Origin of the sequence: Ruegeria spongiae, assembly GCF_023502395.1 — a bacterium.
Classification (GTDB): Bacteria; Pseudomonadota; Alphaproteobacteria; order Rhodobacterales; family Rhodobacteraceae; genus Ruegeria_C; species Ruegeria_C spongiae.
Window position 1 is genome coordinate 16,989 of record NZ_JAMFMB010000020.1, and the last position, 12,081, is coordinate 29,069.

At 63.9% G+C, this 12,081-nt stretch carries 11 protein-coding genes; 3 read left to right on the forward strand and 8 right to left on the reverse strand.

Going from position 1 to position 12,081, the window contains the following annotated elements; all coding sequences use genetic code 11:
• Positions 1 to 25: 25 nt before the first annotated feature.
• Genes napA through M3P21_RS15445 form a run of 4 tightly spaced genes read right to left on the reverse strand, consistent with a single transcriptional unit; the run spans position 26 to position 3,478 of the window.
• Positions 26 to 2,518: a nitrate reductase catalytic subunit NapA gene (gene napA, locus M3P21_RS15430; RefSeq protein ID WP_249711243.1), complete on the reverse strand. Its 2,493-nt coding sequence runs from the start codon at positions 2,516 to 2,518 to the stop codon at positions 26 to 28.
• A gap of 41 nt (positions 2,519 to 2,559) precedes the next feature.
• Complete coding sequence (locus M3P21_RS15435) at positions 2,560 to 2,808, reverse strand: chaperone NapD (RefSeq protein ID WP_249711245.1); 249 nt, start codon at positions 2,806 to 2,808, stop codon at positions 2,560 to 2,562.
• On the reverse strand, positions 2,805 to 3,320 hold the full coding sequence (napF, locus tag M3P21_RS15440; protein WP_249711247.1) for a ferredoxin-type protein NapF: 516 nt from the start codon (positions 3,318 to 3,320) through the stop codon (positions 2,805 to 2,807). Before napF ends, M3P21_RS15435 begins: the two co-directional genes overlap by 4 nt.
• Complete coding sequence (locus M3P21_RS15445; RefSeq protein ID WP_249711249.1) at positions 3,317 to 3,478, reverse strand: hypothetical protein; 162 nt, start codon at positions 3,476 to 3,478, stop codon at positions 3,317 to 3,319. The genes napF and M3P21_RS15445 overlap by 4 nt, the downstream gene beginning before the upstream one ends.
• A 216-nt stretch (positions 3,479 to 3,694) precedes the next feature.
• On the opposite strand from M3P21_RS15445, the gene M3P21_RS15450 reads away from it, so the two are divergent.
• Positions 3,695 to 4,858, forward strand: coding sequence for an NAD(P)/FAD-dependent oxidoreductase (locus M3P21_RS15450; RefSeq protein WP_249711250.1), 1,164 nt, complete (start codon positions 3,695 to 3,697; stop codon positions 4,856 to 4,858).
• A 7-nt stretch (positions 4,859 to 4,865) separates the two neighbouring features.
• Here M3P21_RS15450 and M3P21_RS15455 read toward each other — a convergent pair whose 3' ends face one another.
• On the reverse strand, positions 4,866 to 5,501 hold the full coding sequence (locus M3P21_RS15455; protein WP_249711252.1) for a TetR family transcriptional regulator: 636 nt from the start codon (positions 5,499 to 5,501) through the stop codon (positions 4,866 to 4,868).
• 232 nt (positions 5,502 to 5,733) lie between these two features.
• On the opposite strand from M3P21_RS15455, the gene M3P21_RS15460 reads away from it, so the two are divergent.
• Positions 5,734 to 6,990: a glycerate kinase type-2 family protein gene (locus M3P21_RS15460; RefSeq protein ID WP_249711254.1), complete on the forward strand. Its 1,257-nt coding sequence runs from the start codon at positions 5,734 to 5,736 to the stop codon at positions 6,988 to 6,990.
• 43 nt (positions 6,991 to 7,033) lie between these two features.
• On the opposite strand, the gene nadC is transcribed toward M3P21_RS15460, so the two are convergent.
• From nadC to nadA, 3 genes are read right to left on the reverse strand one after another with little or no spacing between them, the layout of a single operon-like run.
• Entirely contained in the window at positions 7,034 to 7,885 is an 852-nt protein-coding gene (gene nadC / locus M3P21_RS15465) for a carboxylating nicotinate-nucleotide diphosphorylase (protein ID WP_249711256.1), read from the reverse strand.
• Positions 7,882 to 9,462 carry an L-aspartate oxidase gene (locus M3P21_RS15470; RefSeq protein ID WP_249711258.1) on the reverse strand — a complete coding sequence of 527 codons (1,581 nt, stop codon included), beginning with the start codon at positions 9,460 to 9,462 and terminating at the stop codon, positions 7,882 to 7,884. The genes nadC and M3P21_RS15470 overlap by 4 nt, the downstream gene beginning before the upstream one ends.
• Positions 9,463 to 9,471: 9 nt before the next feature.
• Positions 9,472 to 10,524 carry a quinolinate synthase NadA gene (gene nadA / locus M3P21_RS15475; protein ID WP_249711260.1) on the reverse strand — a complete coding sequence of 351 codons (1,053 nt, stop codon included), beginning with the start codon at positions 10,522 to 10,524 and terminating at the stop codon, positions 9,472 to 9,474.
• Between the two features lie 273 nt (positions 10,525 to 10,797).
• Between nadA and M3P21_RS15480 the strand changes: the two genes are divergently transcribed.
• On the forward strand, positions 10,798 to 12,069 hold the full coding sequence (locus M3P21_RS15480; RefSeq protein ID WP_249711262.1) for an imelysin family protein: 1,272 nt from the start codon (positions 10,798 to 10,800) through the stop codon (positions 12,067 to 12,069).
• Positions 12,070 to 12,081: the final 12 nt, after the last annotated feature.

Sequence of the window (12,081 nt, forward strand, 5' to 3'; positions counted from 1 at the left end):
GGATTACCTGTGTGATCCGTGCCGGTTACGCGCGCTCGACCTTGCAGGCGCATTTCTTGTAGTCGGTTTCCTTTGACAGCGGGCAGGTCGCATCAAGCGTCAGCTTGTTGGTCAGCTGGCCTTCGTCGAACCATGGCATGAAGACCAGACCGCGCGGTACCTTGTTGCGCCCCCGTGTTTCGACCCGGCTGGTCACTTCGCCCCTGCGCGTGGACAGGATGATTTCCTGCCCGCGCCTCAGACCACGGTCGCGCGCGTCCTCGGGGTGCATGAAGACCACGGCAGCGGGAAAGGCGCGATGCAGTTCCGGCACCCGGCGGGTCATCGAACCGGAATGCCAGTGTTCCAGCACACGACCGGTGCAGAGCCAGAGGTTGAACTCCTCGTCAGGTTCCTCGGCGGCGGGTTCGTAGGGGGCAAAGATGATCTTGGCCTTGCCGTCCTTGTGGCCGTAGAATTTCACGTCAGCGCCTTCGGGTACATAGGAGTCATAGCCTTCGCGGAAGCGATAGAGCGTCTCTTCTCCGTCAACGACAGGCCAGCGCAGCCCGCGTGCCTTGTGGTAGGTGTCGAACGGCGCGAGGTCATGCCCGTGGCCGCGCCCGAACCCGGCATATTCCTCGAACAGGCCTTTCTGGATGTAGAAGCCGAAATGCTCGGCCTCGTCATTGTCGAAGCCTTCGGCGGTCTCGGACAGCGGGAACTGATCCACGGTGCCGTTGGCATAGAGAACGTCATACATGGTCTTGCCGCGATGTTCGGGCATCTTGGCCAGCAGCTCTTCGTCCCAGACCTCTTCGATGGTGAAGCGCTTGGAGAACTCCATCAGCTGCCACAGGTCCGACTTTGCCTCACCGGGTGCTTTCACCTGCTGACGCCAGAACTGGGTGCGGCGCTCGGCGTTGCCATAGGCACCTTCCTTTTCGACCCACATAGCGGTGGGCAGAATCAGGTCGGCGGACACGGCGGTGACCGTCGGATAGGGGTCCGAAACGGCGATGAAGTTCTCCGGGTTGCGATAGCCGGGATAGCCTTCCTCGTTGATATTGGGCGCGGCCTGCATGTTGTTGTTGCACTGCACCCAATAGGCGTTCAGCTCGCCATCCTTCAGTTTGCGGTTCTGCAACACGGCGTGGAAACCGGGCTTGGGCGGGATGGTGCCTTCGGGAATCTTCCAGGCGGTTTCGCAGATCTGGCGGTGTTCGTCGTTCATGACCACCATGTCGGCGGGCAGACGGTGGGCGAATGTGCCGACCTCGCGCGCGGTGCCGCAGGCCGAGGGCTGACCGGTGAGCGAGAAGGGCGAGTTGCCGGGTTCCGAGATTTTGCCGACCAGCAGGTGTACGTTGTACATCAGCGAGTTCACCCAGGACCCGCGGGTGTGCTGGTTGAAGCCCATGGTCCACAGGCTCATCACCTTGCGGTTCGGGTCGGCATATTGCTGGGCAAGCTTTTCCAGCTTGTCGGCCGGCACGCCCGACAGTTCAGCGGTGTATTCCAGCGTATAGGGCGCGACGGCTTCGGCGTATTCTTCAAAGCTGATCGTTTCCAGCTTGCCCGAGTTGGGATTTTCGGCCTCTTGCTGCAACGCGTTGGTATCGCGCAGCCCATAACCGATATCTGTTGCGGTTTTGGTGATGTTCACGTGGTTCTTGACAAAATCCTCGTTCACCGCATCGTTCTGGATGATGTAATTGGCGATGTAGTTCAGAATCGCCAGATCGGTCTGCGGGTTGAAGACGAGGCCATTGTCGGCCAGTTCGAACGAACGGTGCTCGAAGGTCGACAGCACATGCACTTCGCATCCCGGCTTGGTCAGTCGCGTGTCGGTCAGGCGCGACCACAGGATCGGGTGCATCTCGGCCATGTTCGAGCCCCAGAGCACGAAGGTGTCGGCATGTTCCAGGTCGTCATAGCAGCCCATCGGCTCGTCGATGCCAAAGGTGCGCATGAAGCCGACCACCGCCGAGGCCATGCAATGGCGCGCGTTGGGATCGAGGTTGTTGGACCGGAACCCTGCCTTCATCAGCTTGGCAGCCGCATAGCCTTCCCAGACCGTCCATTGGCCCGACCCGAACATGCCGACGCTGGTCGGCCCTTTCTTGGCCAGCGCCTCTTTCCATTTCTGCGCCATCACGTCGAAGGCTTCGTCCCAGCTGACCGGTTCGAATTCGCCGTTCTTGTCGTAAACGCCGTTGGTCTTGCGCAGAAGCGGTGTGGTCAGGCGGTCCTGGCCATACATGATCTTGGACAGGAAATAGCCCTTGATGCAGTTCAGCCCGCGGTTGACCGGCGCATCCGGATCACCCTGCGTGGCCACAACCCGGCCATCCTTGGTGCCCACCAGAACCGAACAACCGGTGCCGCAGAACCGGCAAGGTGCCTTGTCCCAGCGGATATCGGGTGCGGCGGCCTGGGCATTGGCCTGGCCCGTGGCCAGCGGCATGCCTGCAGCCGAGGCGGTCGCGGCGGCGGCTGACGCCTTGAGAAAGGTGCGGCGGGATTCAGAGATGGTCATGGCATGGGCCTCCTGCTGGGCGGTTGGCTTGGGGCATCGGGTCACGGACGGGCTGCCGCGATATCTTCAAAGTGGTGGTAAGTCAGGCTGAGAGAGATCACTCCGGGGATCTGATGCAGATCCATGATGGTCTCCGAGGCCAGCCGGTCGGCTGTATCTTCGACGACGACGACAAAGCGGCCATCCTCGGCGGTGGCGTGAATTTCAACGCCGGGCGTTTCGGTCATCGCCACGCGCGCGGGGTCGGCGCGGTCGGGCATGACATGTATGAGGCAACCGCAGATGTTCATTGGATCTCTTCCGACTGGTGGTTGGCGTGGCGTTCGAATGTGACGGCACCGGCAGGGCAGACATGGGCGCAGGCCCCGCACCCGATACAGGTGTCGAGGTCGAGTAACGGGTCGGCGCGCCCGCCCGGCTGCAGCCTGAAGCGGATGGCGCCGTGATCGCAACTGTCCTGACAAAGACGGCAACTGACACCGCGCATCGACAGGCAGGCCGCGCCTTGTATCGCCGCATGCCAGGGCCAGTCCGGCAGTCGCTCGACGGCAAGCGCGTCGGTTGCGCAGGACATGGCGCAAGCGCCGCAAAACGTGCACGAACCGCTATTCAACTCTACCACGGGAAAACCGTCTGCGTCGACGGTCATGATCCCCTCGGGGCAGGCCGGAACACAGTCGCCGCATTTTGTGCAAAGCGCACCAAAGCCAAGCACTGCCGCACCCGGCGGCCTGATGGCGTCGGTGTCTTCCCGGAGGGTACGTGCGCTGAGAAACGCGCGTCTGCTGGTCAATTGGCTCATTCGCTGGCGACCCGAGGGTTTTTCTGGTCCGTTCTCGCTAACGATTCCGCAAGGGATGCAATTTGATCCAGATCATTTTCGCCGGGATTTAATTTTCGGATCGAGCGGCAGGGGCGCACAAAAATCTGATGCCGCCGCAAATGCGTGAGGTCGGCCATTATCAACCGCCACCCGTGCAGGTTTTTTGGGACTATTGGGTTCTGATCCTGCGGAAACCCGCGAGTTGTTACTGCTGACGGGACGCGGCCCGGATGCCTGTTCTCATTGGATTTCAGAAAATCTCCAGACTTTCCCCACCTCTTCCTCAAGCCTGCGCGCGTCGCGTCGGGCAGGCTGAGGGCATGTTCCAAGTCACACAGAGTAGGAGATTTCCAATGACCCGGGTTTTTTCACGCCCCCAATATGATGCCGTCATTATCGGTGCCCGCTGCGCAGGTGCCGCCACCGCATTGCTGCTGGCCCGTGCCGGTGCGCGGGTGCTGCTGGTCGACCGTGAGGATGGCAGCCAGGACACGCTGTCCACCCATGCGCTGACGCGGCCTGCCGTATCGCTGCTCAATGACTGGGGGCTGCTGCGCCGGATCACTGCGGGCACGCCAATGGTGCGGCAGACCCGGTTTCAATACGGCGGTGACGTGGTGGACGTCCCGGTGCAGCCGGGTGGCGGGGTTGCGGGGCTTTATGCACCGCGCCGCTGGCTGCTCGACCGGGTTCTGCGCGACGCGGCCTGGGAGGCCGGGGTCGAGTTGCATACCGGCGTTACGCTGGCCGGCGTGCAGAAGCAGTTGAACGGCCGTGTCTGCGGCGTCTCGCTGCGGATGAAATCGGGCGCGATAGAGCCCGTTTCCGCCGGGATCGTGATCGGCGCGGATGGTCGGCAGTCGAGTCTGGCGGGAATGGTTGGCGCACGATCGATCATGACGTCGGACACGCGCGCGGCCTGCATCTACTCTTATGTCGATGGCCTCGCGAACGAGGGCTATCGCTGGTATTTCGGCGATCGGGTTTCAGCAGGGCTGATCCCCACCACCGATGGTGCGCATTGCTTCTTTGCCGCATGTGATCCGCGCGCCATGCGCCGTTGGTTCAATTTTGATGCTTTCGGAGGGATGGTGCAGATGCTGTCGCAATGGGATCCCGAACTGGCTGCCGAACTGGCGGCGCGCGGCCCCATCGAGCGGTTGCGCCGGTATACCGGTGCGCCGGGTCACTTGCGCGACTGCGCCGGGCCGGGTTGGGCGCTGGTCGGAGATGCGGGATATTTCAAGGATCCGGCCACGGCCCATGGCATCACCGATGCGTTTCTGGACGCGCAGCGACTGGCCAACGCGCTGTCGGCTGTGCCGGGCGAGGCGGGTGCCTATCAGGCCGCGCGCGATCATCTGGCTCCGCAGATGTTCACGATTACCCAGCAGATCGCGTCCTATGATTGGACTCTGGACCAGCTCAAGCAGTTGCATATGGCGTTCAACGCATGCCTGAAGCAGGAGCAGGGAGAGCTGAGCCACAGCGCGATCTCGCCCATGCTGGCAGCCTGAGGTTGCCTTAGCGGGCGACCATCCGGTGAACGGCGTCCAGATTGAAGGCCAGGCGCGCGTCCAGTGCGTCTGGCGCCATCATGTCATGGCCAAAAAGCAGCGACCCGGTATACCGGGTTGCCAGGTAATAACAGCCGATCGCGGCGATGGTGATGGTCAGCTGCGCCGCGTCGACCCCATCGCGAAATACGCCCGCGCGCTGGCCCCGGTCGAGAATGCGGGCGACCAGGTCGACAAGGCTCCGCGCGCTTTGCGGCAGGCTGTCGACGCGGCGGATGTGACGGCCTTGATGCAGGTTCTCGCTATTGGCCAGCGCGATGAGTTCGGGATGTTCCAGATAATAGTCCCACGTGAACCGCACCAGTCTGTCCAGTGCGTCGCGCGGGTCCAGGCTGTCCAGGTCAAGCTGCTGTTCGGCGGATCGGATATGCAGATAGGCGGCCTCGAGCACGGCTGTGAACAGGGCTTCCTTGTTGCCGAAATAGTGGTAGATCATCCGCTTGTTCGCCTGGGCGCGTTCGGCGATATCGTCGATGCGCGCGCCGCTCAGCCCGGACCGGGCGAACTCGGCACGGGCTGCGGCAAGGATTCGCGCGCGTGTGGCGTCGGCATCGCGCTTGGCTGTCGCGTGCTGTTGCGTCATTCATGTCCCCCTCCGGGTCTGATCGTGCCCGGTTTCGATATTGATCGTCCTGATCGCCCTGCCTGTGACAAAAGGTCAAGGGGGAGATTTTGGCAGTTCACCACATCGGCGGTTGCACGCCGGTGGTATCGGAGCATGTTCCTGCTTGATTTCCGCAGCGTAAAGGTAACAGTGGCGATCAATGCGCCTGTCGGTCGGTGGGGGCGGGGTATCCTGCGATATCGGGTTTCGAATGAACGAAAAAGACTTTCTGACCGGGCTGTTTGATGCCGCCGTCGAGGCCGCCGATCCGGGTGCGGCGCTGGCACCGCATCTGCCTGAGGCCCCCAAGGGGCGGACAGTCGTGATCGGCGCTGGCAAGGGGGCCGCGCAGCTTGCACAGGCTTTCGAGCAGCTATGGGACGGGCCGGTTTCGGGCGTGGTAGTCACACGTTATGGCTATGGCACGCAGTGCAAGCGGATCTGCGTGCTCGAAGCATCTCACCCGGTTCCGGACTCTGCTGGAGAACAGGCCACGCAGGCGCTATTTCAGGCCGTCTCAGGGATGGGGTCCGACGACCTGGTGGTGGCGCTGATCTGTGGCGGTGGCTCGGCGCTGCTGCCGTGTCCTCCGGAGGAGTTGACGCTGGAGGATGAACAGGCGCTGAACCGCGCGCTGCTGGCTTCGGGCGCGCCGATCTCGGTGATGAACGCGATCCGCAAACATGTGAGCGGCATCAAGGGCGGGCGGTTGGCGGCGGCAGCGCATCCGGCGCGGGTGGTGTCGCTGGTGGTCTCGGATGTGCCGGGCGATGATCCGGCTCAGGTGGCCTCGGGGCCGACTGTGCCCGATGCGGTGTCGCGGCAGGATGCGCTGCGCCTGATTGATAGCCACCGGATCGAGTTGCCCGAGGCGGTTCTGGCCCATATGCAGCGCCCCGAGGCGGATGCGCCTGACCCTGCTGATCCGGTCTTTGCGGGGCATGAAGTGAGGGTTGTCGCCTCGGCGGCCATCTCTCTTGAAGCGGCGGCGGCGCGGTCAGAGGCGCAGGGCATCCCGGCAGTGATCCTGTCGGACGCGATCGAGGGCGAAGCGCGTGAGGTGGCGCGGGTTCATGCCGCAATCGCCCGTGAAGTGCTGAACCGGGACCGCCCCTTTGCCAAACCGGTGGTGATCCTGTCGGGGGGTGAAACCACGGTGACCCTGCGCGGCAAGGGTCGCGGTGGTCGGAATTCCGAGTTTCTGCTGTCATTGGCCGCAGAGCTGGACGGGGTGGCGGGCATCACGGCGCTGGCCGCTGACACGGACGGGATCGACGGGTCCGAGGACAATGCCGGGGCCTTCGCCGATGGCACCACCTGCGCGCGGTTGCGTTCAGCGGGGCGCGACCCGGCGGGTGATCTGGGCAATAATGACGCCTATAGCGCCTTTGAGGCGGTCGGCGATCTGTTTGCGCCGGGGCCGACTGGGACCAACGTCAATGATTTCCGGGCGATCCTGATCCGCTGAGCTGGTTCAGTCGCAGCTGGGGCTGGCTGATTTGAAACCTTGCCTAGCCGAAGTCCAAGCCCAGATCGATCGTGCGATAGGAATGGGTCAGCGCGCCCGACGAGATGTAATCCACCCCGGTGGAAGAAATAGCGGCGACGGTCTCGCGGGTGACATTGCCCGAGGCTTCGGCCAGCATCCGCCCGTCGATCATCGACACCGCCTCGCGCAGCATCGCGGGGTCCATGTTGTCGAGCAGCACGACATCGGCGCCGCCGACCTTCAGGACTTCGGTCAGTTGATCCAGCGTATCCACCTCGATCTCGACCTTTATCATATGCGAGGCCTGCGCCCTTGTGGCCGCCAGCACCGGCGCGATGCCGCCTGCGGCGGCGATGTGGTTGTCCTTGATCAGGATCGCGTCCGACAGCGAATGGCGGTGGTTGAAGCCGCCGCCATGCAGTACCGCCTGTTTCTCGACGATGCGCAGGCCGGGCGTGGTCTTGCGGGTGCAGGTGATGCGGGCGCGGGTGCCGCGGGTCTCAGCCACCAGCGCAGCGGTTTGCGTGGCCACGCCGGTCAGGCGGCCTGCGAAGTTCAGCGCCACCCGTTCGGCAGACAGGATCGAGGCGGCGCTGCCCCGGATCTCCATCAGCGTGTCGCCTTTCCGGCAGGGCTGCCCGTCGTCGATCCGGGTGTTGAGCTGCAGATCGGCATCCATCAGCCGAAACGCCAGCCGGGCCACCTGCATGCCCGAGACCACTGCCGCCTCGCGGGCGTTCAGACGGGCGGCGTAGGTGGTTCCGGCAGGGATCACCGTGCGGGTGGTGATATCGCCATTGGTGCCGAGGTCCTCCAGCAGGGCGGCGCGCACCATCGGTTCCAGAACCAGATCGGGCAGGGGGGCTTGGGTCATGTGGGGTCCTTTGCGATCCGGTCGCGCAGTTCAAGGGCATCTCTCAGCAGGACCGGCGGGCGGCGGCCGGGTCCCGGATCAGTGTCGGGGAAATCGGTGCGGCAATGGGCGCCCCGGCTTTCCTCGCGCAGCAGCGCGGCACCGGCGATCAGCGTGGCGGTGGCGGCCATGTTGGCGAAGCTGTCGCAGGGCGCATGGGATTGTTCCAGCTCGGCAAGGCTGCGCAGCGCTTCGCGCAGCCCAGCGGCATCGCGCATGACGCCGACATGGTCGGTCATGGTCTGGCGCAATCTGGCGACCGCCTGCGCATCGGGTGTGGTTCCGCCGGGCTGGAACGCAAGATCCAGCAAGGGCGCGGGATCGGGCAGGGAGGTGGTCTGCGAGATGTTCTTTGCAATATCCTGGGCGCAGGCGCGGGCAAACACCAGCGCCTCGAGCAACCCGTTCGAGGCCAGCCGGTTGGCCCCGTGCAGCCCGGTCGAGGCCGCCTCGCCACAGGCCCAGAGCCCGGCAAGCGCGCTGCGCCCGTCCAGATCGGTCGCGACCCCGCCCATGTGGTAGTGGGCGGCGGCGGCCACCGGGATCGGCTGGGTCACCGGGTCAAGCCCGTTTCGGGCGCAGGCCTCGGCCACGATGGGAAATTCGGTCAGGATGCGCGCGCCGATGGTGTCGCGGGTGTCCAGCATCGGGCGGTTGCCTTCTTGCGTCTGGGCAAAGATCGCGCGGGCCACCACGTCGCGGGGGGCCAATTCGGCATCGGGGTGGAGGTCCACCATGAAGCGGGTGCCGTCGCGGTTGATCAGTGTCGCGCCATCGCCGCGCAGCGCCTCAGTAGCGAGGGGGGCGGGGTCTTCGCCCACATCGATGGCGGTGGGGTGAAATTGCACGAACTCGGCATCCGCGATGGTGGCCCCGGCGCGGGCGGCCATGCCGATCACCTGACCGCGAATGCGCGGCGGATTGGTGGTGAGCGCGTAAAGACCGCCCGAGCCGCCGCCCGCCAGCAGAATGGCGGACCCGCGCAGCAGGATGGGTTGCGAGCCTTCCGCGTCCGAGCGGGTGAGCACCACGCCGGTCACGCGATTGCCATCAGTCTCAAGCCGCACCGCCTGTGTGCCTTCGAGCACCTGCACCGACGGGGTTTCCCGCAGCTCGGCGATCAGTGCGCGCATGATTTCGGCCCCGGCCTGATCGCCCTTGACCCGCACCACACGTGCCATGGAATGCGCCGCTTCGCGTGACAGCACATAGCCGCCCTCGCTTGTGCGATCAAAACCGGTGCCCAGATCGGTCAGGTCGAGAACATGTTCGCGGGCGGCGCTGGTGACAAATTCGGCCACCGCCGCATCCACCGCGCCTGCGCCCGCGCGCACCGTGTCGGCGGCGTGTTTTTCAGGGCTGTCCTCGGCGTTCATCGCGGCGGCCACGCCACCTTGGGCCCAAGCGGAACTGGCCCCCATGCCAAGCGGGTCGGGCGAGATCATCACCACCGGGCGCGGCGCAAGCTTGAGCGCCGCGTAGATCGCGGCCAGCCCGGCGCCGACAATAACCACCCTCTCGGTGGTGTGGAGCTGCATGGACCCGGCTCAGATGCCCAGTTGACGGCTGAGGTCGATCATCCGCTGCACCGCAAGGCGCGCCTTGTCGGCCACGGCGGGGTCGACCTCGACCTGACCGGTCATGGTGTCGAGCGCATAGAGCACCTTTTCCAGCGTGATCTTCTTCATGTAGGGGCACATGTTGCAGGGGCCGACGAAATCGACCTCGGGCAGCGCGTCCGAAATATTCGAGGCCATCGAGCATTCGGTGATCAGCAGCGCCTTTTCCGGTTTCTCGTCGGTGACATATTTGATGATGCCGCTGGTCGAGCCCGAGAAATCGGCCTCGGCCACCACATCGGGTGGGCATTCGGGATGGGCGATCAGCCGTGTGCCCGGGTTCCACTCGCGGAATTCGCGCAGGTCGGAGGCCGAATATTGCTCGTGCACGATGCAGGAGCCCTCCCACCAGACCACGTTTTTCTGCGGGACTTCGCGGGCGATGTTCTGGGCCAGATACTGGTCCGGGGTCATGATGACCGTATCGCTCTCTTGCGCGGCCACGATCTGGGCGGCGTTGGACGAGGTGCAGCAGATGTCCGAGGCGGCTTTGACCTCGGCGGTGGTGTTCACATAGGTGACCACGGGCGCGCCGGGATAGCGGCGGCGCATCTCTTCGACGCCCTCGGCGGTGATGGATTCGGCCAGCGAGCAGCCGGCCTCCATATCGGGCATCAGCACGGTCTTGTCGGGGCTGAGGATTTTCGAGGTCTCGGCCATGAAATGCACGCCGCATTGCACGATCACATCGGCCTCGACCTCGGTCGCCTTGATCGCCAGTTGCAGGCTGTCGCCGCCGAAATCGGAAATGCCGTGATAGATTTCGGGCGTCATGTAGTTATGGCCCAGAATCACCGCGTTCCGCTCTTTTTTCAGGGCGTTGATCGCCTTGACGTAAGGCGCGTAGACCATCCAGTCGGCGGGGGTGACCACCCGGCGCATACGGTCATAGATATGGCTCAGCTCAGCCGCGATCTCGGCCGAGGGCGCGAGATCGTATTTGTCGGCAAGCGAGGCGCGAAGCGTTGGCAGATCGAACAAGGGAACAGCCCCCGGTTTGTTGAGTCCGGGGTGCATATAGGCAGTTTCTCCGGCCTTGACCACAAGTAAGGCCCCCGCGCCAGCGCTAACGTGACGGTTTTTTGACAGTTTTTTCCTTTCCGCGGTGCCGATGCGTCTTTCGGACACAGGGAATTCCAATCCAGAGTAAAAAACTCGGGTTGACTATCCCGATTATTTTAATCAGTTATATCCCGTCTTTTCGAGTCCCGTCCGGGGAATGGCGGGGCCAAAGCTGAACAAGGGAAATGTCACATGAAATCTGCGCTTCTATCGACGGCCATTGCGGCCTTTGCGCTGACCGCGCCTGCGCTTGCGACCGCCGAGGTCAGCAAGGCTGATGTGCTGGCCAATTATTCGGATATTGCCGCGGCCAATTATGGCGACAGCGTTACGACCGCCAAAGCGTTGCAGGTGGCGGTGGAGGCGCTGATCGCCACCCCCTCGGTCGAGACGCTGCAGTCGGCCAAGGCGGCGTGGCTGATGTCGCGGGTGCCCTATCAACAGACCGAGGTGTTCCGTTTTGGCAATGCCATCGTCGATGACTGGGAAGGCAAGGTGAACGCCTGGCCGCTGGACGAGGGGCTGATCGACTATGTGGATGCCTCATATGGCGGGCCGACCGATGACAATGAGTTTGCCGCTCTGAACGTGGTGGCCAACCCCAGCTTCACCCTTTCGGGCAATGAGATCGACGCCAGCCAGATCACGCCCGAGTTGCTGTCGGATACGCTGCATGAGGCGGATGGGGTCGAGGCCAATGTGGCCACCGGCTATCACGCCATCGAATTCCTGCTCTGGGGTCAGGACCTGAACGGCCACGGCACCGGTGCGGGCAACCGGCCCTGGACCGATTATGCGCAGGGCGAGGCCTGTACCCACGGCAATTGCGACCGCCGCGCGGCTTACCTGAAGGCGGCCACCGACCTGCTGGTCAGCGATCTGGAATGGATGGCCGCACAATGGGCTGAAGGCGGTGACGCGCGCAGCACGGTGACCGCAAACGAGGATGCGGGCATCGTGGCGATGCTGACCGGCATGGGCTCGCTGTCGTATGGCGAAACGGCGGGTGAGCGGATGCGGCTGGGCCTGATGCTGAACGACCCCGAGGAAGAGCATTCCTGCTTTGCCGACAACACTCACAACGACCACTACTATGACGGGCTGGGCGTGCAGAACGTCTATCTGGGTCAATATATGGGCGCCGATGGCACGCTGGTCGCGGGCCCCAGCCTGAGCGATCTGGTGGGGCAGGCCGACCCGGTGCTGGATGTCGAAATGAGAGAGAAACTGTCGCGCACCATGCTGGCGCTTGGCCGCATCAAGACCGCCGCCGAAGCGGGTTTTGCCTATGACCAGATGCTGGAACGCGGCAATTTGGGCGGTGAGGCGCTGGTAATGGGTGGTGTCGCCGGTCTGATCGATCAGACCAAGAGCATCGAACGCGCAGTTGTCGCGCTCGGCCTGGATCAGGTGGATTTCGAAGGCTCGGACAGCCTGGATAACCCCGACGCGGTGTTCCAGTAAGGCTTCTTTGGC

What these genes read in the sequence shown, in the direction of transcription:
- napA (WP_249711243.1), bottom strand. Translation starts at nt 2,518, where the DNA reads ATGACCATCTCTGAATCCCGCCGCACCTTTCTCAAGGCGTCAGCCGCC.
- nadC (WP_249711256.1), bottom strand. Translation starts at nt 7,885, where the DNA reads ATGACCCAAGCCCCCCTGCCCGATCTGGTTCTGGAACCGATGGTGCGC.
- M3P21_RS15445 (WP_249711249.1), bottom strand. Translation starts at nt 3,478, where the DNA reads ATGGCCGACCTCACGCATTTGCGGCGGCATCAGATTTTTGTGCGCCCC.
- M3P21_RS15480 (WP_249711262.1), top strand. Translation starts at nt 10,798, where the DNA reads ATGAAATCTGCGCTTCTATCGACGGCCATTGCGGCCTTTGCGCTGACC.
- M3P21_RS15460 (WP_249711254.1), top strand. Translation starts at nt 5,734, where the DNA reads ATGAACGAAAAAGACTTTCTGACCGGGCTGTTTGATGCCGCCGTCGAG.
- M3P21_RS15450 (WP_249711250.1), top strand. Translation starts at nt 3,695, where the DNA reads ATGACCCGGGTTTTTTCACGCCCCCAATATGATGCCGTCATTATCGGT.
- M3P21_RS15455 (WP_249711252.1), bottom strand. Translation starts at nt 5,501, where the DNA reads ATGACGCAACAGCACGCGACAGCCAAGCGCGATGCCGACGCCACACGC.
- napF (WP_249711247.1), bottom strand. Translation starts at nt 3,320, where the DNA reads ATGAGCCAATTGACCAGCAGACGCGCGTTTCTCAGCGCACGTACCCTC.
- M3P21_RS15470 (WP_249711258.1), bottom strand. Translation starts at nt 9,462, where the DNA reads ATGCAGCTCCACACCACCGAGAGGGTGGTTATTGTCGGCGCCGGGCTG.
- M3P21_RS15435 (WP_249711245.1), bottom strand. Translation starts at nt 2,808, where the DNA reads ATGAACATCTGCGGTTGCCTCATACATGTCATGCCCGACCGCGCCGAC.